Genomic DNA, 22,351 nt, shown 5'->3' with positions numbered 1-22,351 from the left:
ACACTACGGGCGCCCTGGAACGGAGAAAGCGCATGGAAACCCTTTCGGTGCTTTATATGATCTACGGAGCAAGATCGGTTCTCAGAACTGGTTCCTACGGCAGCTCACAGCGGCACCCACCCGTCCTCGTCCGGTTCGACGGGTTCGGCGGTGGTGGGTTCGGCCGGCGTCGCAGCCTCTGGCTCTGTTGACGGCAGCCGCTCGTTCCGGTCGCGATCGGTCGGTCCGACCTCGTCGTCCGGCGCTGGTGATCTGCTCTCTTCCACACGGACACGATGCGAGAGCGGGCGAACCGCTAGCTATTGGGGAATCCCCCATCTTTGCTCGCCGCGTCTTCCAGCAGGCGCTCCAGCTCCGTGCGTGAGCGGGCCGAGAGCTTGCGCATCACCGCGGCGAGGTGCTTCTCCACCGTCTTGGCCGAGACGAACAGCGCCTGTGCGATCTCCTTGTTGGTCCGCCCGTGGGCGGCCAGCTCCGCCACCTGACGCTCGCGGGGGGACAGCCTCGCGCCGTAGCCCTGACGCCCACCACGATGGCGGGCCGGGAGGGCGACCTCGTGCCACCGGGCGACGCCGGCCGCCCGGCCGTGGTCCCATGACGCGCCGAGCCGCTCGTAGACGGCCACGGCGTCTCGCAGCACCGAGCCGCCCCGCGGGTCGCCGCCGTCGAGCAGCAGGCCGGCCGCGCGTTCGCTCGCCCTTGCCGCCTCGTACGGGGCGGACGCGTTCTGGTACTTCACGGCCGCCGTCAGAAAGTCGTCGGCACGGCCGTCCAGCACACCCCGGGCGTAACACAAGGCGGCGGAGGCGAGCGGCGCGTCCAGGTGGCGGAGCTCTCGCTCCACCCGCTCGGTGAACCGCCGCGCCTCACCGTACTCGCCGGCCGCCGCCCACACCTCGACGGCCGACGGCAGCGCCCAGCCGGCCGAGGGCCAGCAACCCCACCTGTCGAGCTCGTGCAGCAGCAACTGGACACAGTGGAGCGCACCTTGCGTGTCACCAAGTGCCAGCCTGGCCCGTGCCCATCCGCCGGCCGCCGCCGGCACGACCTCGTACGCCCCGATCTCCACCGCCAGCTCGGTGACCCGCCGCAGCTGCTCATCCGCCTGGTCCACCGCGCCGTACGCCAGGTTGAGGTTGCCGCCGGCCAGCTCGACATCCATGAGGCTCGGCGCGTAGTGAGCGACGTCGGCGAGGAGGTCGTCGACGTCGCCGCGCAATCCGTTCCAGCTACCGCGGCAGTACCGCACCAGCGTGAGTCCGCTGCGGAGCATGACCTCGAGCCGCCGGTTCTGCTGCACGGCCGAAGCGCGCAGCCCGCTGCTGAGCATTGATTCGGCCATGTCGAAATGGCCTGCGTAACAGGCGGAGATACCAACCGAACAATGGGCGTTCGCCTCGCGACGCTGCTGAGGGGAGCCACCGGTGATCTTCAGCATGCGATCGGTCACGTCACGCCACGCCGGGTCCCCGATGTCGAGGAAGACGGAACCAGCCTTGCCCAGCACGAACACCTCGAGCAGCCGGTCGTCGACCTCGTCGACCAGTTCGAGTGCGCGGCTCAGCCACCGCACATTCTCACGGATCGGTTCGTTCGGACGAGGCGTGACGCCCAGGCCCACCAGCGCCCACGCCCGCAGGTCCGGGCGGTCCTGGAGATCGTCGATCGCGGCCATGAACAGCTCCCGCTGCCGGGCCGAGTCCTGGCCCGCCTGGCCCAGGGCGAGGGCCATCAAGAACCGCAACTCTCCGCGCACCGGCCCGGCCAGGTCGTCGTCCAGAGCGTGGTCCAGCAGCGGGACGACCTCCCGCGCACGCAGCGTGTCCAGTGCGGCCCACCCGAGCCTCACCGCGACCTGGCCGCGCCGCTCGCCCGTCATCGGCGCATGCCGTACGACCTCGGCGAGCAGGCGGACGGCCTCGTCCTCGTGTCCCAGCGCGACGGCCTGCCCCGCCGCCTGTTCCGCGGCCGCGGCCCACTCGGCGAGCCGGTCCGCGTGCTTGAGGTGATGGGCCACCTGACCGAGAAGAACGGGGTCGAGGGCCCGCAGCGCGTCGGCTGCCCGGCCGTGCAGCTCACGTCGGCGAGGACCGCTCAGGGTCTCGTAGACCGCCTGGGCCGCCAGTGTGTGGCGGAACCCGAACGCCTCGCCGTCTTCGATCAGCAGGCCGGAGCCGACGGCTTCCTCCAGGCCCTCGATTCGACCCGCGTCCTCGGCGACGGACAGCAGAACCGATAGCGCGACGGGGGTATGCAGCACGGCTGCGGCCTCGGCCAGCCGGTGAGCGTCGGCCGGCAGCCGGGCGATCCGTTCCAGCGTCGAGTCCCGGACCCCCCGGGGAACCTCGAGCTCCTCCAGCACTCTGCGGGTCCAGCGGTCACCGCGGCGTACCAGCGAACCGCGCTCACGCACCAGAGCCAGCACTTCCTCCACCGCGAACGGCAGTCCGGCGGTGCGCTCCCACAGGTAGTGGGCGAACTCCTCCGACACCCGCTCGGTGTCCAGGATCGCGGTCGCCAGAGCGCCGGTCTCGCCCTGGTCCAACGGTGCCAGCACGAGATGGGCCTGGCTCGTACCGGGCGGCAGCCTGACCGTCGACGCCCGCACCGCCGCGCTGACCTCCTCACCCCGGTACGTGAGCACCACCGTCAGCCCAGGCGGCGGACTGCCCAGCAGATAAGCGATGAAATCGGTGGTCTGCTCCTCCGCCCAGTGCAGGTCCTCCAGCACCAGCACCGCCGGCGAAACCGCCACCAGGACATCCGCCAGCCCCCGGAAAACCCGGTGACGCTCGGCCATCCGATCGTCCAGCGGATCGGGTGCGGCCGGCAGCATCTCTGCCAGCTCCGGCAACAACGGCCGCAACGCTCCGGCCACTCCGCTGAGACGCATCCCCCGCAGCTCATCCCCGATGCCGCGCACCGCCTCGATCACCGGGCCCAGCGGAAACGACTCACGGAACCGGTGGCACCGGCCCAGCAGTGCCCGGCGGCCGGCGACCTCGGGCCGGCCGAGCAGCTCCGACACCAGCCTGGTCTTGCCGACCCCGGCCTCGCCCTCGATCGACACCACCGCGGGCGGACCGGCCACCGCCGCCACCAGCGTCGCCAGCTCCTCGACGCGCCCGACCAGGGTCGGGGATACGACTCGCTTCCCAGCGGCGCTCCGCGCCGCCTTCGCGGGCGGGCGATCCGACGAGTCATACGGGGGTCTCGTACTCACATCCCTACAAAACCTGCTTTGTGGCCATTTCGGGTGAATTTCACAATAAAATCGTAGAACGCCTTCCAGTCGTCACCCGCCAAGTGCACGGAACGCCTTCCGCAGAAGCTCCTCTCTCATCGGGTGGTGACGCTCGGTGGTTTGGGAATGTCCCGACGGGCTGGAACCGCTGGGAGGCGCTCGCTCTGCTCGGGCCTTCGCCCGGCGACTCGCACACGTTCCGCTTCGCGCACGACCTGGTCCGCGAACCGGCCGCCGGGAATACGACGCGCGGGCGAGCCGCCGAGAGATTCCTGGCCGAGCCTCTGCGTGGCTAGGACTCGTACCGGAAGTCATCCAAGGTCAGGCTGAGGCCCAGGCCGAGCATGACGATGCCAAGGGCGTAAGGCAGGCTGGCTAAGATCACAGGGGAGTCCATGGCGGACATTCTCCGACACGCGCACAATGGCGTGAAAATACGTGCGGAGATCAGTGAATCTCTCGGCGCTCCGGGGCGGGAACCACAGTGCGCCCCCCGTTGAAGGTGGCGTCGGTTGCGCGACGGCCGACGGGTGGCCGTCTCACGGTCGTGTCTTCGCGGGAACAGTCGTCGGGTGGTCGGACGGCACCCGGAACGCCGACACCCCCGCGTGCCGCCGGGGCGGCGCGGGGGCGAGCGGGCCGGTTACCCGTTACTTGCGTTTACTCGCACAGGGCGGTGTCGAGGGCTTTCTCGACGTTCTTGGCGCCCTCCATGGTGATGGGCAGGGCGGTGATGGCGACGGCCGCGGCCTTGCCGTCCTTGGTCACGGCGTTGCGGGTGGTGTAGCCGGGGGCGTTCCCGCCGTGGGTCCAGGCGAAGCCGCCGCAGCTCAGCTTGAAGGTGGCCAGGCCCAGGCCGTAGCGCGAGCCGCCGACGGTGTCGGCGTCGGGCGCCGCGACGGTCCTCTTCATCTCCGCCAGCTGGGCCGGTTCGAGCAGCTCGCCGTTCAGCAGCGCGAGCAGGAAGCGGTTGAGGTCGCCGGGGGTGCCGATCAGCTGCCCGGCGGCCCAGGCGGACGAGGGGTCGAACGTGGTGACGTCGACCCACGGCTCGGAGGGCTTGGTCGCGAAGTAACCGCGGGGGTGGGGGCCGCGAATGCCCTTTTCGCGGGCCTTGGGCCAGTAGGTGTCGCGCAGCCCGATGCGCTTGATGATCCGGTCGGTGATCTCCTGGCCGATCGGGCGGCCGGTGACCTTCTCCACGAGCATGCCGGCCAGCACGTAGTTGGTGTTGCTGTAGCTCCAGCCCTTGCCGGGCTTGAACAGCGCCTTCTGCTTCAGGGCGAGATCCAGGATCTCCTGCGGCTTCCAGTACTTCCGCAGGAAGCCGGCGAAGTCGGCGAAGTCGGCGAAGAGGGCCTCGTCGTAGTCGGGCAGGCCGCTGGTGTGCTGGAGGATCTGGCGGACCGTGATCTTGCGGCCGTCGCCGGCCTTGCCCCGGACCAGCTTCGGCAGGTATCTCTCGATCGGCGCGTCCAGCTCGACCTTTCCCTCGCCGACGAGCTGCAGCACGACGGTGGCGGTGTACATCTTGGTGTTGCTGGCGATGCGCACCCGCCCGTCGGCGGGAACCTTGCTCCTGGTCTTCAGGTTGCCGACGCCTGCGGTGTAGTAGTGCGCCTTGCCATCACTGTCATGCACCGTCGCGAGCGCTCCGGGAAAGTTGTCCTTCTTGACGAGGTCGTCCAGCGCCTTCTGCAGGGGCGCGCTGTCGGTGGCGGCAGCGGTCCCGGCGGGTGTCGCGGTGGCCGACGCCGTGGCCGGCGCGGCGACGGCGCCGACGGCGATCATCGTGGCGAGCCCGCAGGCGAGGAGGCGGGATCGGGAGGAGGTGGGCTTGAACATCGGGACTCCTTGTTCGCGGGTCACTTGCCGACCCCCAAAGCATGTCGCGGAGGAGATCATCCCTTCGATCCCATGAGCTGGAGCCTCTTGGTACAGCTGGCACTACCCCCGGGTTGCCGAACCGGCTCCGGTAGCCGTCGGTCAGCGGCATGCCGGCCACCCGGTCGCCCGTCGTGCCGTCCATGAGGCGCAGCTCGTCGATGAAGACCGCCCGGTCGCGCACGCTCTCGCCGACCCCTGGGCGGCGGAGCGCGTGGAAGGCGTTCGGCCCCAGCTGGATGCCGGCGCCCAGTTCGGCGAACGTGGCCTGGCGTTCCAGCACGGTCACCCGGTGTCCCCGATCGGCGATGCTCAGCGCCGCCGCGAGGCCGCCGATGTAGCCGCCTGCCCACTACGCGACCGATCTTCGGGCCGGTACCGGCGAGCCGCCACGGGCACCTTCGGCAAGTTGGATCAGCTCTATTGACAGAGTTGATCACCAAATCGTACGGTTGATAAACAGCCCCCCAAAAGGGGGTAAAGGTCCATCCGCAATAGCCTGTGGAGGCGTTTGTGAATCCAGCTGAGATTGCTCAGATCAAGAACAGGATGAAGACGGAGAGCGGTTCCGGGAGAGCATTCGGCACGCCTTTCGCGGACGAGTTGGAGCAGTTCGCCGCGGGTTTCGTCGGTTGCACGTCTGGAACCGGTTTTAACGCTGGTGTCTAGAAACTAGAACCACAGTATCCCTCCGCCTTTTGTTAGGGAGAGGGATACTGTCATTATGGTGGAGGATAAGGCGTGTCAGAACTGATCCAAATTGCAGAGCCGCACCGCAAAGAATGGCCAGAGGTCGGCCTGGATGTGACGAGGCTGCACGCCGAGGGCTGGCGGCCACTGCCGTTCAGCCAGTTTGTCGTCAAAATTCATGAGCGCTGCAATCTGGCATGCACGTACTGCTATATGTACGAAATGGCAGACCAGTCGTGGCGGGGACGGCCGATGACGATGGCCGATGAAACGGTCGAGGCGCTTGCCAGGCGAATTTCCGAGCACGTCGATGCACACGACTTGCCGGCCATTGACATCCTCCTTCATGGGGGCGAGCCGCTGATGGCCGGCCCTGACATGATCGACCGTTTCGTGCGCACCGTGCGCGGCGCCGTCGCGGGCGGAGTCGATGTGCGATTCACCGTGCAGACGAACGGCCTGCTACTCGACGAGCCGATGCTCGACATGTTGCTCGCTCACCGTGTTCGCGTCGGGGTCAGTCTGGACGGCGGCATGGAGGCGAACGACCGGAGCCGTAAATACCGCAATGGTCGGGGTAGCTATTCGAACGTGGCGCGCGCGGTGGAGCTTCTTCGCTCTGACCGGTATCGACCGTCCTTCGGCGGCATTCTCTGCACAATCGACCTGAGAAACGACCCGGTAGAATGCTACGAGGCGCTGGCTGAATTTTCGCCGCCGACCATTGACTTCCTGCTTCCGCACGGGAACTGGACGACCCCGCCACCTGCCCAGGACGGTTCCGGTCTCACGCCGTACGCGGACTGGTTGATCCAGCTCTACGAACACTGGCGGGGGAGCTCGCAGAAAACCAAGATACGTTTCTTTCAAAATATTTTCCGGCTGCTGCTGGGCGGCCCCAGCACCTTGGAATCCATTGGACTCTTACCGGTCCGGATCATCGTCGTCGACACCGACGGCAGTCTGCAGCAGGGCGATTCGCTGAAATCGGCTTTCTCGGGAGCCCCCGAGACCGGGCTGAATGTGTTCGAGCACAACTTCGACACAGCCCTGACTCACCCGGCGGTGATAGCCAGACAGATAGGCGTCTCGGCCCTTAGCGCGACGTGTCAAGAATGCACGATCAGAGACATCTGCGGCGGCGGATTCTATACACACAGATATCGCAGTGGGTCAGGTTTCCTCAACCCATCGGTATATTGCGGCGATCTGCTGCGACTGATCACGCATATTCGGCAGGACATGAGACGAGAGCTTCTTGCGGACAGCGCAGCGTCAGATGCCTGAGCTTCTCATTCCCGGGTACCGGCGTTCGGGGGGAGTGCGGCCGTTCGCTCGGCGCCTGCGCGCACTGATGTCCGCGAACCAGCCCGCCGCCTGCCCCGTACCCATCGGCCTCGCGGCCCCCCAGCCGCTCTCCAACACGCTCGCGATCATTACGCACGCCATCGCCACGCACCTGGTGGAGGGAAACGCCGCCTCGTTGCCGACCTTCAACACCTGGCCACCCGACGATTTGCGCATTCTCACCGCTGCCAGCTGGAATCGCCTGGACGCCTGCACCGAAGAGTTCGGCGATGTGCCCGCCGACCTGGCGTCGAGCCTCTGGTTCCAGGTCGACAAAGTGTGCCATGACAGCGACTCCCTCACGACCCCCGAATTGCGGGCCGCCAGCGATCTGCTACTCCGCCTGGGATATCCGAAACGAGCGGCCAAGATCCTCGGCATGTCCGGGACGAAGGCCGGCGCTCATCGCTTCAGTCCGCAGCTGGCCCGCGAGGAGATGTCCGTTCTCCTCAGGTTTCACTCTGACTCGGACGAGCTTGACCAGATCGCGCTGAACGTGGCAGCGGACGAGAGAATCGACGCGTACGCGCGTCTCATGCTGGCGAACTTCGTCGTGGTGCGCAACGGCAAGAGAGGGACCGACACCCCGGAGGCGCACCAAGCGGCGGAGCTGGGCAAAAAGGCGCTGGCGTCCATCGACGACACGGAGTCGGCCACATATCTCGCCGAGCACACCTGGCTGCGCGCGGTGGCCTACCTCCCTTTCCTCAAGTCGGACGCCAAGGCCACGCTCGCGCTGCTCGACCGCGCGGAGGAGTGTCTCGCTCTTGGACGGCCCTCTCATGGGGCGTTGCGCCTCCTGGCCTGGGAGGATCACGCCACGCCCTTGTACGAAACACTGACGAAGACTCACCTCGTCTTCGGCCGGCCAGAGCAGGCCGTCGCGGCGACGGACCGATTGGTCGAACTCGAGCCGAACGATCGCAGAACATGGAACGCGCGCGGGCGGGCCCTCGCCGCGGCGGGGCGCATCGACGAGGCGCTGTACGCGTTCGAGCGCACGCTGCCGTTGGGAGGCATCGCGGTCGCCGAAGCGGCCTTCTACCTGGGCTGGATCTACGAACAGCAGGGCAAGTCGGACCTCGCTCGTGACCATTATCTGCTGTCTCAACGTGTTGATCCCACAGTCGACGTGGTGGACGAGCGGTTGAAGACCCTCCAGAAATGACGGCCATCCACCAGACGTCCCCCTCCTTGTGGCGGAACAGGAACTTCGTCCTTCTCTGGATCGGATCCGGGGTGACCATCCTCGGCAGCCGGGCCTCCAGCATCGCGCTCCCCCTGCTCGTTCTGGCACAGACCGGTTCGCCCGTGCAGGCGGGATGGGTGGCGTTGGCCGGGGTGCTCCCCGATCTCCTGTTCTACCTTCCGGCGGGCCCCCTGGTCGATCGGTGGGACTGGCGGAGGGTGATGCTGCTGTCCGAGCTCGGACGGGGGCTGGCCATCTGCGCCCTTGTCCTCTTCTTGGTCTTCGGGACTCCGGGCATCGCCCTCATTATCGCGGTTTCCTTCATCGAAGGAACCCTGGGCGTTTTCTACCGCCTGGCCGAGCGGCTCTCCATCCCATCGATCGTGCCCGCCGATCAGGTCATGAGCGCCTTGGCTGGGAACGAAACACGCACCCAGTCCGCCATGCTGCTGGGCCGGTCGCTGGGCGGCTTTCTTTTCAGCCTCGGACGAGCTGTCCCCTTCGTCGTCGACGCGATCTCCTATGCTGTCTCGGTCGGGACGCTGCTGTCCATGCGGGTGACCACCAGGCGGTCGGCTCACGAGCGACGGCATGTTCTGCGGGAAATGGTCGAAGGGCTCACCTGGGTGAGACGCGATCCGTTCTTCAGAGCCACCGTCGTTACGACGGTGGGTGTGGGCATCCTCGTGCACGCGCTGATTCTCACCTTTATGGCAAGTGCGCAGCAGAACGGGACGTCACCGTTTTTGATCGGTGTGACGCTGTCGATGCCGGGAATCGGAGGGGTGATCGGCGGAGTCGTCGCGGCCACGTTCTTCCGGCGCTTCAACTTTCCGCTGGTCCTCGCACAAATGTGGAGCTGGGTCGGCGCGATGGCCATCCCACTGCTGGGCGTCGGCATCCTCCCGATGACGGTCACCCTGCTGATCGTCGGATTCGTCGGCTCTGTGGGGAACGTGGCCATGAGCACCTACCTGGTTCAGCAGACGCCCGCACACCTGCTGGGTCGGGTATCCAGCGTCGCGCTCATGGCCCTGTTCGTCGGCAACGCGGTGGGGCCTCTCTGCGGCGGTTTCCTCTCGGAGCGCGTGGGCGTCGACGTCACCGTGCTGATCCTGTTCGCGGGAATGCTCCTCCTCGCCATCTGGGCCACCACCGTTCCCGCCGTTCGTCGAACGTCGATCTTCCCGGCCGAATCCGCCGTCTGAGCGGCGATCGCATACGTCGCCTTACGGTAGTTCGAGTTTCATACCGATCAGAGGGAGAGTGATACCCGCATCGCGTAGCGGTTTCGGAGTCGGGATGACCTCGGTGGCTTCGAAACCGGACTTCTTGTAGAACCCGACCGCGGGCGTGTCCTGTGCCACATGAAGAGTCACGGTCACAGGGCGGGGAAGGTCGTTCAAGGCCCTTTCCATCAGTTGCCGTCCGAGTCCGCGGGATTGGCTGTTGGGCAGGATGTACAAGCCGCTGAGCGTTGCCCCGGCTTTGTCGCGCGTCACCTCACAGAACCCGACGACCTGCTGGTCGGATCGAGCCACGAACAAGCCCTTGCCATGCGCCTTTGTTTCCCATTCAAGCTTCTTGCGCGGCGCGAGGTCATCTCTGACGAACCTGGCGAGAGCTTTGCCGTCCACCCCTGGCACCTTGGAGTAGGTGTCTTGAAAGGCGGCCAAGTGGACACGCAATATGCCTGCCGCGTCATCGGGCCGTACCGGGCTTATCCGTACACCGGTCATGGCGCGTTCACCCGCCTTGGCGGGCACACGCAGAAACCTTGGGATGGCCTTGAAGAGAGAGCCTAGAATCATGGACATTCGGTAACGACGCTCACCCGTTGGGATTCACTCCGCCGACGCGGACAGGCGACATGAGGTCAGGTCAGGACGGCGTTGGCCGCGGTGTTGGTCATCCTGTCGATAGCGATCCGGAAGACCCTCTGGACGGCGGGCGCGGCCATGGTCCCTCCAGACGCGAGCGCAGCGGCGGCCAAGCCGTAGTAGTACAGCGTGAGCCCCTTGTGCGCGAGCACGAGTTGCGCGCCGGCATGAAGCCCCAGACCGGCAACGCGGATTCCCGTGGTGGCGTCCCTGAGGTTGTTGCCCGCCCCTACCGGATGAGAGAAGGCCTGGGTGAAGGCGGTGATGCCCTCTCCTCGGCTGGTGGCGGTAAGAGCCCGCACGTGGCCATCCCCGTCGGTCAGCGGCTCGTGGAGCCGATCGGCCTGTAGATCGTGGGCCCTGCCCAAGGTCATGCAGGCGTTCTCGTCGCCGTCCGGGAAAACACAACCCAGGAAATCCTCAAGAACAGCCAGTTCCCCATGGGGGCGCTCAAGACCCATTAGTCGTCACTACACCTTCACGCTCTTGTCGATGACGGCAACGGACTCCGCTTCGGCTGACCTGTAGTCGGCGGTCATGAACTGCAGGCCCTCCGGGTAGCCGGTATAGTCATCCAGATTGCTCTGAAAGCAGTCGTTGATCAGCCCGAATGCCATGTCGTAGCACATGCCGATCGCTTGACCGACGGCATTGTTCATTCCCCACGGCTGGCCGTAGGATTTCACTTCCTCAAAGAACGTCTGGATCTGCGCCGACGCCTGTGCGTGGGTGTTGGCCAAGCCCTCACCCGATCGGCGGCATTGCGCGTAGTCAAGTTCCAGTTCGTCTTCCATGCGCTTTCCTGCCCCATCGCCTTCACTCATGGGGCCGCACGCTTTCCATGAACGAACTCAGCCTTTCCCCGAACGACCGCATCTGAGCGATCCCCGATTCCTGAAGTTCGTGGATCCGCGCCTCGATCAGGTCAGGGTCGGCACCTGCGGCTCTACGATGCTCGCGTAGCTTCGCCGCGAACTCGTCCATGGCGTGGTTGAGCGCCTTCACCAGGTATCCGCTCAACTCCGGCGTCGTGCGCATCGACCGCTGGTCGATCATCACAGCCGTGAGCCTCGGCCCGGGCCCACAGGTCGCCCGGACCATGCCCCGGGCGGCGAACCCTTCGCCCAGCGGTACCCCCGCCTCGCCGTCGGGCACGTCACCGATGGTCTCCAAGAGGTCGGCCACCTGGTCGAACGCATGCCGTAAGTCCAAGGTCGGCACATCGGAGGCCACTTCCGCCTCTTGCCGGAGTTTGTCCGCGCTCGCCTGCATCGAGTTCGTGATGGCCCTCATCCGCACACCGATCTCGTCACGGAGTTCCCGCATCTGCCGGGCTACAGCCAGCGGATCGATTGCCGGAAGGGGATCCGGTCCAGCGGACCGAGCGAAGAAGTCGTCCAAGGCGGCGTTCACGGCCACCAGGACGTGAACGGCCAGCTTCTCCGGAGTGAGGAGCAACGACCGCGGGTTCAAGGTCACCGATGTCAACTGCCCATCGGTGACGACCGCTCGGATGTGTTCCGACTCGCCGATGCCGCGCACCCGAACTCGTGCCCCCAACCCTGAAGCCGCGTTGATCCCGGCATCACCTCGCGAGCGATCACATCCAAGATCGTGATGAGCGACGAGGCCACCTCATGATCGTCGACGACGATAGCATCGGTTGCGGAAAGTGCACTAGTCCAATTCTTGACGTACTAGTTCACTTTTTGGGCTCTCTAACCTGTACATGACAGCATTTCGCACAGGTTGGATACGATGTTTGCGTGCGGCTGACCGGGGTCGTCATCCTGGGCTACACCTCGCTGTTCGCCATCACGACGTGGCAGGCGATGCGCGGCCAGTCGCTGGTTCACCCAGACGCGGCCACGTGGACCGCACTCGCCGCAACGGTGGTCGTGACCGCACTGCCGGCGGCCCTGGCCGTCTCGGCCGCCCGCCGCAGCGAGATGGCATCCGCCGGCGACGGGCACTCGCCCGGCGCACCGCCTCGCGGGCCCGTCGGGTCCTTGAGCCGGGACCACACCGCAGCTCGATGAAGACGAAGACTCGCGCGGAGGTACGGGAGGCGAGCAAGGTGCTGCGCCAGTCCCGGTCCGCTCGCGACCGACCCCATCAACCGCAGTTGAGGACCATGATCAAGCTCTGTCGTTTCGGACATCACTCGATCTCCCCCATGCCCCACCGTAGCCTGGCCCTAACCACCGTACTCACGTTGGCCGCGGCCGGGTGCGGGGTGCTGCCGATGAAGGAAGCCGCGCCACCGCCCGCCACCACCGCGCCGGCGTCGAGTGCCCCAGCCACCGGCGCCCCGCCCGTCACCGCCACGGCATCGGGTCAAGACACCCGGCCGGCCCTGGCCGAAACCCGCAGTACCATGACCGAGAACCTCAAGGTCGAGGTCGTCGGCCTCAACCGCGTCAAGGGCAAGCACCTCATCGCCCAGATGCGCCTGTCCAACACCGGCACCGAGAAGCACCTGTCCTGGGCCGGCGAGATGGGCGACCGCACCCGCCCCCTCGGCGAGATCAAGTGGGCCTCCGGCATCGGCGTCCTCGACGCGCAGGCCCGCACCTGGCTTCTGCCGTACAAACCCGCCGGCTCCCCCTGCCTGTGCAGCGACCGGGACCGCGACGGCCTCGGCCGCTTTATCGACCCTGGCCAGTCGATCACCGTCTACGCGGTGCTGCCCGCACCGTCGGGCAACCCTGCGACGACCACCGTCATCACCCCCGTGGGCCCGCCGATGCTCAATGTGCCCATCAGCGACGAAGCTCCGACCGGTGACTTTCCCGACCCCGATGCCGACACCGTCACCCTGGTTACCCGCCGCCTCATCCTCCCCTCCGAATCCTTGGACAAATCAGAGGAGACCGCCGACGACGGCAAGGATCTGCAGGTCAACCTCTCCTCCGACGTGCTATTCGCGGTGGACAAGGCCACCCTCACCCCCAAAGCCAAGTCGATCATGGCCCGTACGGCCAAGCTCATCGACGCCTCCCCCGGCACAGTGGTGACGGTGGCGGGCCACGCCGACTCCTCCGGCAACGACGCCATCAACGACCCTTTGTCGCTGCACCGCGCCCAGGCGGTACAGCGCGCCCTGTCGGCGCTGCTATCCAGGGACGGAGTCCGCTTCCAGACCGAGGGGTACGGCTCGCGCCGCCCGCTGTACAACAACGACAGCGATGAGGGCAGGCGCCGCAACCGCCGTGTCACGGTGACCTTCCCCAAACCTCAGCCCGCTACCCGGGAACCGGTGGCCACGACTTCTCCCGGCGCGACCGGCCTGACCGGCACCACCAGGGCGGACGGCCAGCCCATCGCCATGGAGGTCGCCGGCCTGCGCCGACTGCCCGGCGGCCTCGGCCTGCTCACCTACAAGATCACCAATGAAGGGTCGGCCGAGACCTGGTTCACCGACCTTCACCACGCTCAGGACTGGGAGGCGTACAAGTACCAGGCCGCAAGCAACGTCCGCGTGACCGACGTCGCCGCCCGCCGCCAGTACCTGCCCGGCCGCTTAGAGGTCCCCACCGACGACGGCGTGGACTTCTACTGCGCATGCACAGACGTCTCCGGCGTCCGCATCAGCACCGAGAAGTTCGCGCCTGGCCAGACCCGCGAGTTCTGGAACCTCTTCGCCCTGCCCGATACCGCCGACACCCTCAAGGTCAAGATCGGCCCGTTCCGCGACCTCCACGTTTCCATCCAGTAACGGCAGGGGCAGTTCAACGCCGAGCGCCGCCAGGCGATCGTCGCCGACATCACCGCTCCTGGAGCAGCCACTGACGCTGCCCGCGACGGCGGCGGGCCCACGCCCTTCGGGAAGGGCGGGGATCAGGAAATCGACGGGGGCATGAGGCACACGGTCGGATGTATGCCCTCTGGCAGATGTGGCGGGAGGTTCGCCTGCCTAGCCTGTGAGGTCATCCGCGGCGCTCGCCGCACCATCTTGTCGGAGGATTCGATGACCTGGCCAAGATCAGTCTTGCTTGCCTTGCCCCTGGTGGTGACGCGGAGCGTACGCTCCAGCCGTCTCCGCCTCGTCCAGCGGGGCACCGGCGTCGTCTCTCACATGGTCCGCATGCGGAGGGGATGTCTCGGCCGAGTTGCAGTGCGCCAAACTGGCCGTTCCCGTCGACTGGTCGAAGCCCGAGGGGAAGACGATCACCCTCACCGTGGCCAGGACGTCGGCGACCGGCGAGGCCGCGGGCACCGTCCTGTTCAGCCCCGGAGGTCCCGGCGGCGCCGGCGTTCGGGAGCTGTCCCGGGCACTGTCCCACTTCGCCGGTCTGCGTACCCGGATGAACGTCGTCACTTGGAACCCGCGCGGCGGGGTGAGCGGCGAGCACATCCCGCTGGCGTCCTGCGCGGCCGGCCCCGTGTTCGCCACTCCGGACAACAGGCGCGAGTACGACCAGGCACTCAAGGCGAACGCCGCCGGGATCGCTCCCTGCCGGGACGCCGTGCCCGAGTTGTTCGCCCACATGGACTCCGCCACCCAGGCACGCGACATGGACGCCATCCGCGCCGCCCTGGGTGAGGAGAAGATCTCCTATTTCGGCAACTCCTACGGCGGCGTGCTCGGGGCCTCCTACGCGCGGCTGTTCCCGCAGCGGCTGCGCGCGATGGTGGTGGACAGTGTGCCCAACCACGTATCCCCGCTCGCGGAGTCGGAGCGGCTGCAGTACAAGGGCCTGGAGGCGGGTTTCAAGCGCTTCGTCCGCTGGTGCGCCGACTCCTCCGACTGCGCGCCGCACGGGACCGACGTGGAAAAGACCTGGCAGGACGTCGTGCGGCGGGCCGAGCGTCATCCCCTGCCCGGTGCCGCGTCCGCCGGTGAGCGCCGCTACGACGGTGACGACCTCAAGTTCCTGGCCTACGGCATGATCGACAGCACGGCGGACTGGCCCACGTTGGCCAAGGCCATTGCGAGCGCCTCGAAGGGCGACGCGTCCGGTTTTGACCCGCAGGGCCGCGGCATGGCGCGGCGGGTGACCGCCATGCTCGCGGTGAACTGCGCCGATGGGTTCCGCTACGACGGCTACCGCGCCTACCGTGCGGCGGTGCGGCGCTCGGTCGAGGTGTCGCCGAACTTCTCCGGCATGCGGGAAAACGCCTGGATCGCGTGTTCGCCGTGGGCGGCCAAGGCCCCCAACCCGCCGGCGCCGCTGCCGGCCCGCGCGCTTCCGCCGCTGCTCGGCGTCGGGCGACGAGGTCCACGCGCTGCGCGGCCCCGGCTTCGTCTCGGTGCAGTTCCACCCCGCGTCGGTGCTGACCCGCAACGGCGTGGAGATCCTCGGCGAGGTTCTCAGCGACCTGCTGGTGCACGCCGAACCTCCCGTCCCGTCCGGGGCCGGGCTCTCCCGGTGAGACGAAACGGCGAGACGAAACAACGGAACGACGGAACGACGGAACGAAACGGCGAGACAGAGCGGCGAGTCGGATTCGCGCTCGTCGCGAGCCGGTGCCCGTCGGCGTCCCGGGCACTGACGGGCTCCTGGGACGCTGACAAGCTCCCGGGCACCGCTCGACGGGCGCTCAGGGACTGGGACGGAGGCTCAACGGAGGCTCAGGGGCGGGGGAGTGCCTTGATGGTCTCCATGTGGAGCTCGCCCCAGTCGCCGAGCGGGATGAGCGCGGTGTTGAGCGAGTGGCCGAACTCGGTCAGCGAGTATTCCACCTTCGGCGGAACCTGGTGATAGACCTCGCGGTGCACCAGGCCGTACGACTCCATCTCCCTGAGCTGCTGGATCAGCATCTTCTCGCTGATGCCCGACACGCTCCGGCTCAGCTCTCCGAACCGGAGGGCCTTGTAGTGGAGGGCCCACAGGATCAGCGCCTTCCACTTGCCGCCCACGACGTCGACGGCGGCGTCGAGCCCACACGAGTAGGTCTGCTTCTTCATCCCACTCCCATACTTACAAAAAGGTTGGTATCTGACTAAATAGTAGGTACTTGAGGAAACTTCAGCGGCACGCCAGCATCGAATCGTCCCAGCCAGGGTCCGAAGGGATCCGGGACCGGGACCTTCGCATGCCGACACCGTATGAAACATGGGGGATAAATGAATACCGACGACCGTTCGCCGGTGACAGTCATCGGTCTGGGAGCGATGGGAAGGGCGCTGGCCGGGGCCTTCCTGGACAACGGCCATCCCACGACCGTCTGGAACCGTACCGCCGGTAAGGGCGGAGAGCTCACGGAGCGGGGCGCGACCGAGGCGGCCACCGTCGCCGAGGCGATCGCGGCGAGCCCGATCGTCGTGGTCTGCGTGCTGGACTACGACGCGGTGCGCGAGGTCCTCGGCGCGCCCGGCGCCTCCGACCTCGCGGACCTCGCGGACGTCCTCGACACCCCCGGAACCCCCGAAGCACCCGGCACGTCCGGAACCCCCGACGGCTCCGGCACTTCCGGCACGCAGGGCACCGTGGCCGGCCTCCTGTCGGGCCGGACCCTGGTGAATCTCACCAACGGCACGCCCCGCCAGGCACGCGAGCTGGCCCGCTGGGCGTCCGAGCGGGGAGCGGACTACCTGGACGGCGGCATCATGGCGGTGCCCCCCATGATCGGGACCCCCGGATCGCTCATCCTCTGCAGCGGATCGCCCGAGGCGTTCACCGCCCACGAGCGGACCCTGTCGGCGACGGGCGCCGTCAGCTACCTGGGCGAGGACGCGGGCCGGGCGTCGCTGTACGACATCGCGCTGCTCAGCGCGATGTACGGCATGTTCGGCGGTTTCTTCCACGCCATCGCCATGGTCGGTTCCGAGAAGGTCCCGGCGACGGAGTTCACGCCGCTGGTGGTCTCGTGGCTCAACGCCATGATCACCAGTCTTCCCGGGATGGCGAAGGCGTACGACGCGAACGACCACTCCGCCGCCGCCTCGAACCTGAGGATGCAGGCGGAGGCTTTCGTCAACCTGCTGGACGCCAGCGGGGAGCAGGGCGTCAGCGCCGAGCTGCTGGAGCCCATGGGGACGCTGCTCCACCGGGGCGTCGCCGCGAATCTGGGCGAAGGCGATATCTCAGCCCTGATCGACCTGCTCCGCACGGACCCTGCGGGGTCCCGGACGCCGGATCGAACGACGTGAATCGGAGAAGGAAATGACCCACGACTCTCCCGCACCGGTGACGGTTCTCGGCCTGGGACCGATGGGCCAGGCGCTGGCCGGGGCCTTCCTCGGGAAAGGCCACTCCACGACCGTGTGGAACCGCACGGCCGCCAGGGGCGACGCCCTCGTCGCCCGAGGGGCGACCCGCGCGGACACGGTCGCCGACGCGGTCGCGGCGAGCCCGCTGACGATCGCCTGCGTGATCGACTACGACGCCGCGCAGGCGATCGTCGACCCCGCCGCCGACGCGCTGAAGGGCCGTACCCTGGTCAACCTCACCGCCGACACGCCGGAACGCGCACGCCGGATGGCCGCGTGGGCCGCCGAGCGGGGCATCGACTATCTCGACGGCGCCATCATGACCCCGACGCCGACCATCGGGGGACCGGCGGCCGTCGTCCTGTACAGCGGATCGGAAGAGGTCTACCAGACCCATCGGCGGGCGCTGGCGAGCCTGGGCGGTACCTCCGCGTACCTGGGCGCGGACCCCGGGAGGGCTGCGGCGCACGACGTGGCCCTGCTCGACTTCTTCTGGACGTCCATGAGCGGTCTCGTCCACGCCTTCGCCCTGGCCGCCGCCGAGAACATCACGGCCACGGACCTCGCCCCGCTCGCCAAGGGGATCGGCGCTCTGCTGCCCGATCTCATCGACGAGTTCGCGCGGCACGTCGACAGCGGCAGTCACCCGGGCGACGAGTCCACCATCCTGTCGGCCGCCGCCGGAATGGAGCACATCATCCACGCGGCCCAGGACCAGGGCATCGACGCCGGGGTGCTGAGCGCCGCCCAGGCCGTCGCCCGGCGGGCGATCGACGCCGGTCAGGGCGGCGACAGCTTCTCACGCCTGGCGGAGGTGCTCGGAAGGCCCGTACCGGCACCCTGACCGGCGGTTTTTCGCGCCTGAAGGTATCCGGAAGGCCCGTACCGGCACCCTGACCGGCAGCCTTTTACGCCTGGAGGTGCATGGAAAGCCTGCACCGGCATCTTGGCCGGCGGCGTAGGCACCCGGAGGGCCCGTACCGGAACCGTGACCGGTGGTCTCTCGTGCCTCGCGGAGGTGCCCGGAGGACTCGTACCGGCATCGTGACCGCGACCGGTGACTTTCCGTCCGGCCCCGGCCCCGGAGACGATCGGGGGATCGCCGGGTCCGGGAGATCGCCGGGCGGGGATGCTCGACGCGCTCGCGGTCACCCCGGGTGCCGGTTCGCCCGTCCCGCCAGCGCCTCGGCGAGCCGGAGCGGCCCGGCATCCGTGTGGAGCGCCTCGACGGCCAGCCACTCCAGGTCCAGAAGGAAGTCGGCGGGTCCCCTCGGTCCCAGGAACCGCCGGTCGGCGCACAGGGTGAGCACCGCGCGCTCGGACAGCTCGTGGACGTACAGGAAGAACGTCGCGCCCTTCTGGTCGGTGTCGTGGGACGGTTCCACCAGCTCTGTCTCGTCCAGCAGGGCGTGGTACTCCGGCGGGGACAGGTGGCGCCCGGCGGGCGCGGCCGGGGCGTCGAACCTGATGTCGTTGTAGAAGCAGTAGCCGTCCGTGCCGATGCCGCGTTCGGCGGTGACGCGGGCGACGAGTTCCTCAAGCCGGACGGGGTCGTACTCGCAGGTGCTGTACGCCGCGAGCGCGGCCCTTCCGGCGTGGGACAGGAAGCCGGAGAACGACTCGTGGCGCAGGCGGAGCCGCAGCAGCGCGTTCTGGTTGAAGGCTCCCACGAAGCGTCGCGTCTCGGGTTTGAAGCGGGTGGACACGATGAGCCGCAGGGCGACGTCGTCCTCGCCCTTGTACAGGCCGAGAAGCAGCGCGACGGTGGCCTGGAGCACCATGCCGGGGGTGACGCCCGCGCGGGCGGCCAGCGCGTGGACCGCCCGCGAGAGAGCGCGGGAGCGGATCTCCGACCAGCCCTGCCTGGCCTCGCCGCCCTGCCTGAGGTCCTCCAGCCAGACGCGCGGCAGCTCGCGCACGGCCCCGGCCCAGTAGTCGAAGGCCCGCCGCTCCCGCTGCCTGGCACGTTCCGACGCCTCGTAGGCGGCGCGTACCAAGGGCTGCTCCGCAGGGGGGCCGAGGGCGGACGGAGCCGACAGGAGTGTCCTCAGGTCGTCGCAGACGATTTTCGCGCTCCACCCGTCGACCGCCAGGTGGCTCATCGCCAGGATCACCCGGACCGGGACGCCCTGCCTGGTCACCACCGCGACCCGCAGCGGAAGCTCCCCGCCGACGTCGAACGGCACGTCACGTAGCCTCGCCCCGGCGTACGCCGCCACGTTGGCGGGGCTCCGCGCCCCCGTCTCGTGGACGGCGACCTCCAGCTCACCCGAGCGCACGACCACCTGGACGGGTTTCCCCTCGTCACGGTCATCGCGGGGGAACAGCGTGTGCAGGGCGTCGTGGCGTTCGACGAGCGCGCGGACGGCGGCGAGCACGTCGTCGAGGTCGCGGCCGGGCTCGACCTCGCATCCGGCGAGCAGGTTCAGCGAGGCGTCCCCCGGCGGGAGCCAGCGCAGCACCTCCCAGATCGCCGTCTGCCCCCAGGTCAAGGGCCCCCGGTCCCCGTGCGGCGCGTGAAAGGCCACCGTGACCCGGTGAAACGCGAACGTCTTGACAGGGTGAGACGTGCACATTGTCCGTCCTTCTTGCACATAAGACGTAATTAACGTGTTATTAACTGTGAAGACAGTGCAGAACTCTTGAATGAGGGGCGGGTGCGACGGCCTCCGGCTATTCATGACAGACCGTGCCGGTCAGACGGTCAGATTTTTAGTCACAAACCCCGCTCGCGGGTGTCTCCGGCTTCCTTTCCTCGCACTGGCTGCGATCGTAGGACGCGTGCCCTGGATGCACAATATGCGCTTTAATCGGAAATAAATGAAGAAAAGCCTGCAAGCTCTTTAGGGGCGCCACGATTCTGTCCGGAACCCCACGCCGCCCCGCTCTTCGAGGCGCTCCGGCGGAGGCTGGGAAGGGCACATCGGGCTGAGGCGCGGCCGGAGGGGGGCATCGCCGGGCTTCGTGCCCCGTCCCTCTTCGCGGGAGTATCCCGCGCGGTCCTGGCCGTGGGGCCGCGGAGTCCGGGACGTCCCCTGCCGTCCGTCGCGGGCAGCAGGGGGCTTGATCCGCTGCCAGGCCTTGCCGGTCAGTTCGCCTCCTCGCACCACGAACGATCATCTAACCGCACCCGTCGTGATCATTTGTCAGACATCGCCTAGCGGACGACCTCGATGTTGGCCATCATGCCGCGATCCTCGTGGTTGAGGATGTGGCAGTGCAGCGGGTACTTGCCGACGAAATCCCTGAACCTCGTCCTCATCACCACTTCGCCGTGTGCGGGGAGTTGTACTGTGTCCTGCCAGTTGCGGGCGTGGTACGGCCTGCCGTTCACACTGATCACCTGGAAGTCGTTGACGTGCACGTGGAAGGTGTGCTGCTCGTTGGCAAGGTTGCGTACCCGCCACTCCTCGGTGGTGTTCAGCCTCGCCCGCACGTCGATCCGGTTCGGATCGGTGCCTGTCAAACTGGGTGACACAGGTCAGGCTGCAGCGTTCTGTGCTGATTGCTCCGTTTCGATCTTGGCTTCTGGCTGGTTGATCCAGGCACGTTCGGGTAGTCGGGGCGGGGTGGGCATGCGTCGGAACCGCTCGGGGTTGGCGGCGTAGGCGGCGGCCAGGACCCGGGCGCGCTCGGTCTGGACCTGGCCGACGGTGTCGTGGTGGACCGAGGCCGGCGTGTGCAGAGCGATCCCCGAATGCCGGTGCTCGTTGTTGTAATAGGTGAAGAACCGCCGGCAGAACTGGCGGGCGTCCTGGATGGACCCGAAGCGTCCGGGAAACGCCGGGCAGTACTTCAACGTCCGGAAGTTCGCCTCCGAATAGGGATTATCGTTCGATACCTTCGGCCGGGAATGTGACTGGTCGATCTTCAAGTCGGTGAGGAGCTGGCCGACGGTTTTCGATGTCATCGGGGTACCCCGGTCGGAATGGATCGTCTTCGGCGTCGATCCGCCGTTCCGCTCGATGGCATTCTTGATGAACCGTTTTGCGAGGTGGGCGTTCTCGGCGGGCCAGGTCTCCCAGTGCACGACGTACCGCGAGTAGATATCGATCATCACGTACAGGTTGTAGACGACCCCCTTTTCGGGTCCTTTCAATTTTGTTATGTCCCACGACCAGACCTGGCCGGGGCCATCGGCGACGAGTTCGGGTTTGACCTTGGCGGGGTGGGTGGCCTGGGCGCGCCGGTCGCCGGTCATGCCCTCGGCACGCAGCAGCCGGTACATGGTGGAGATGCTGCACAGGTAGGTGCCCTCGTCCAGCAGGACCGCCCACACCTGGGCAGGTGCCTTGTCGATGAACCGCCGCGAGTTCAGCGTCTCGATCACCTCGTGCGCCTCTTCTCGCGACAGTTTCGCCGGATGGGCCGGACGCGGCCGCGCCACGGGAGGTCCCGGCCGGGGGTTACGTGATCGGTGCACGGTCGACCGGGATTTCCCGGTAATATCGCAGGCGTATTTCGTGGAAGTCAAGGGCTCGAGTTCGGTGAACGCCCCGTCGATCACTTCCGTGGTTTCGTGTCGGAATCCGCGCTCTCGGAGAGCATTTCCAAGAGCGCGTGTGCTTTTCCCATGATCTCCAGCGCGGCTTCCGTCGTCGCCAGTTTTTTGGTGAGTCTCTCGTTCTGCGCGCGCAGCTTCTCGTTCTCGACCTCGGCGGCCGACTTCGACGGTTTGCGGACCTTCGGGGTCAGTGCCTCCAATGCGCCGTTCTTGCGAGCTTTGCGCCATTCGGTGATGTGCGAGGTCAGTAGCTTTTCCCGGCGCAGAAGCGCGCCCGAGGCGCCGGGCTCGCCGTCGGCCAGCAGCCGGTCGTACTCCTCCAAGATCCGCAGCTTGTAGTCCGCGGTGAACGTCCGGCGCTTGGGCCGGCCGCCGCCCGAGGGCTTCTTGGAGCTGCTCACCTGGACATCATCTCCCGGCTCGGGCTCCAGGTCGGTCAAGCTCAACGTCACGTCAG

The 22,351-nt window shown here is 67.3% G+C and carries 19 protein-coding genes and 1 pseudogene; 8 read left to right on the top strand and 12 right to left on the bottom strand.

Going from position 1 to position 22,351, the window contains the following annotated elements; all coding sequences use genetic code 11:
* Positions 1–295 precede the first annotated feature (295 nt).
* Both OG587_RS43690 and OG587_RS43685 read right to left on the bottom strand, forming a co-directional pair.
* Positions 296–3,223: an ATP-binding protein gene (locus tag OG587_RS43690; protein ID WP_329084746.1), complete on the bottom strand. Its 2,928-nt coding sequence runs from the start codon at positions 3,221–3,223 to the stop codon at positions 296–298.
* Between the two features lie 681 nt (positions 3,224–3,904).
* Positions 3,905–5,089 (bottom strand): serine hydrolase domain-containing protein, encoded by a 1,185-nt coding sequence (locus OG587_RS43685; RefSeq protein WP_329084745.1) that lies wholly within the window; start codon positions 5,087–5,089, stop codon positions 3,905–3,907.
* Positions 5,090–5,869: 780 nt separating this feature from the next.
* Between OG587_RS43685 and OG587_RS43680 the strand changes: the two genes are divergently transcribed.
* The 3 genes from OG587_RS43680 to OG587_RS43670 all read left to right on the top strand — a co-directional run bounded on the left by OG587_RS43680 (position 5,870) and on the right by OG587_RS43670 (position 9,562).
* Complete coding sequence (locus tag OG587_RS43680; protein ID WP_329084744.1) at positions 5,870–7,105, top strand: FxsB family cyclophane-forming radical SAM/SPASM peptide maturase; 1,236 nt, start codon at positions 5,870–5,872, stop codon at positions 7,103–7,105.
* A 67-nt stretch (positions 7,106–7,172) separates the two neighbouring features.
* Positions 7,173–8,333 carry a tetratricopeptide repeat protein gene (locus OG587_RS43675; RefSeq protein ID WP_329084743.1) on the top strand — a complete coding sequence of 387 codons (1,161 nt, stop codon included), beginning with the start codon at positions 7,173–7,175 and terminating at the stop codon, positions 8,331–8,333.
* Positions 8,330–9,562: an MFS transporter gene (locus OG587_RS43670; protein WP_329084742.1), complete on the top strand. Its 1,233-nt coding sequence runs from the start codon at positions 8,330–8,332 to the stop codon at positions 9,560–9,562. Before OG587_RS43675 ends, OG587_RS43670 begins: the two co-directional genes overlap by 4 nt.
* Positions 9,563–9,583: 21 nt before the next feature.
* Here OG587_RS43670 and OG587_RS43665 read toward each other — a convergent pair whose 3' ends face one another.
* From OG587_RS43665 to OG587_RS43650, 4 genes are all read right to left on the bottom strand, one after another.
* Positions 9,584–10,120: a GNAT family N-acetyltransferase gene (locus OG587_RS43665; RefSeq protein WP_329084741.1), complete on the bottom strand. Its 537-nt coding sequence runs from the start codon at positions 10,118–10,120 to the stop codon at positions 9,584–9,586.
* Positions 10,121–10,230: 110 nt separating this feature from the next.
* A complete protein-coding gene (locus OG587_RS43660; RefSeq protein ID WP_329084740.1) occupies positions 10,231–10,695 on the bottom strand; it encodes a hypothetical protein in 465 nt (154 codons plus the stop codon).
* Positions 10,696–10,704: 9 nt separating this feature from the next.
* Positions 10,705–11,028, bottom strand: a complete 324-nt coding sequence (locus tag OG587_RS43655; RefSeq protein ID WP_329084739.1) for a hypothetical protein — start codon at positions 11,026–11,028, stop codon at positions 10,705–10,707.
* A gap of 22 nt (positions 11,029–11,050) precedes the next feature.
* On the bottom strand, positions 11,051–11,776 hold the full coding sequence (locus OG587_RS43650) for a hypothetical protein (RefSeq protein WP_329084738.1): 726 nt from the start codon (positions 11,774–11,776) through the stop codon (positions 11,051–11,053).
* A gap of 224 nt (positions 11,777–12,000) precedes the next feature.
* Here OG587_RS43650 and OG587_RS43645 point away from each other — a divergent pair, with 224 nt between their 5' ends.
* A complete protein-coding gene (locus OG587_RS43645) occupies positions 12,001–12,273 on the top strand; it encodes a hypothetical protein (protein WP_329084737.1) in 273 nt (90 codons plus the stop codon).
* 121 nt (positions 12,274–12,394) lie between these two features.
* Here OG587_RS43645 and OG587_RS43640 read toward each other — a convergent pair whose 3' ends face one another.
* On the bottom strand, positions 12,395–12,538 hold the full coding sequence (locus OG587_RS43640) for a hypothetical protein (RefSeq protein ID WP_329084736.1): 144 nt from the start codon (positions 12,536–12,538) through the stop codon (positions 12,395–12,397).
* Positions 12,539–12,611: 73 nt separating this feature from the next.
* On the opposite strand from OG587_RS43640, the gene OG587_RS43635 reads away from it, so the two are divergent.
* Together OG587_RS43635 and OG587_RS43630 are read left to right on the top strand one after the other, a co-directional pair.
* Positions 12,612–13,952: an OmpA family protein gene (locus OG587_RS43635; RefSeq protein ID WP_329084735.1), complete on the top strand. Its 1,341-nt coding sequence runs from the start codon at positions 12,612–12,614 to the stop codon at positions 13,950–13,952.
* 463 nt (positions 13,953–14,415) lie between these two features.
* Positions 14,416–14,976, top strand: a pseudogene (locus OG587_RS43630) (alpha/beta fold hydrolase); the annotation flags it as partial.
* Between the two features lie 833 nt (positions 14,977–15,809).
* Here OG587_RS43630 and OG587_RS43625 read toward each other — a convergent pair.
* Positions 15,810–16,145 (bottom strand): winged helix-turn-helix transcriptional regulator, encoded by a 336-nt coding sequence (locus OG587_RS43625; RefSeq protein ID WP_329084734.1) that lies wholly within the window; start codon positions 16,143–16,145, stop codon positions 15,810–15,812.
* 183 nt (positions 16,146–16,328) lie between these two features.
* Here OG587_RS43625 and OG587_RS43620 point away from each other — a divergent pair, with 183 nt between their 5' ends.
* The gene (locus OG587_RS43620) at positions 16,329–17,330 is read left to right on the top strand and encodes an NAD(P)-dependent oxidoreductase (protein WP_329084733.1); all 1,002 of its coding nucleotides are present in this window, start codon (positions 16,329–16,331) and stop codon (positions 17,328–17,330) included.
* Between the two features lie 13 nt (positions 17,331–17,343).
* A complete protein-coding gene (locus OG587_RS43615) occupies positions 17,344–18,234 on the top strand; it encodes an NAD(P)-dependent oxidoreductase (protein WP_329084732.1) in 891 nt (296 codons plus the stop codon).
* Between the two features lie 304 nt (positions 18,235–18,538).
* On the opposite strand, the gene OG587_RS43610 is transcribed toward OG587_RS43615, so the two are convergent.
* From OG587_RS43610 to OG587_RS43595, 4 genes are all read right to left on the bottom strand, one after another.
* Entirely contained in the window at positions 18,539–19,882 is a 1,344-nt protein-coding gene (locus OG587_RS43610) for a condensation domain-containing protein (RefSeq protein ID WP_329084731.1), read from the bottom strand.
* A gap of 665 nt (positions 19,883–20,547) precedes the next feature.
* Complete coding sequence (locus tag OG587_RS43605; RefSeq protein ID WP_329084730.1) at positions 20,548–20,868, bottom strand: multicopper oxidase domain-containing protein; 321 nt, start codon at positions 20,866–20,868, stop codon at positions 20,548–20,550.
* Between the two features lie 3 nt (positions 20,869–20,871).
* The gene (locus OG587_RS43600) at positions 20,872–21,897 is read right to left on the bottom strand and encodes an IS3 family transposase (RefSeq protein ID WP_329084729.1); all 1,026 of its coding nucleotides are present in this window, start codon (positions 21,895–21,897) and stop codon (positions 20,872–20,874) included.
* Positions 21,894–22,346: a hypothetical protein gene (locus OG587_RS43595; protein ID WP_329084728.1), complete on the bottom strand. Its 453-nt coding sequence runs from the start codon at positions 22,344–22,346 to the stop codon at positions 21,894–21,896. Before OG587_RS43595 ends, OG587_RS43600 begins: the two co-directional genes overlap by 4 nt.
* Between the last annotated feature and the right edge of the window lie 5 nt (positions 22,347–22,351).

Source organism: Streptosporangium sp. NBC_01469, from assembly GCF_036227305.1.
GTDB lineage: Bacteria > Actinomycetota > Actinomycetes > Streptosporangiales > Streptosporangiaceae > Streptosporangium.
The sequence above is the reverse complement of the archived record's forward strand: the minus strand, read 5'-3'. Positions and strand labels throughout refer to the sequence as shown.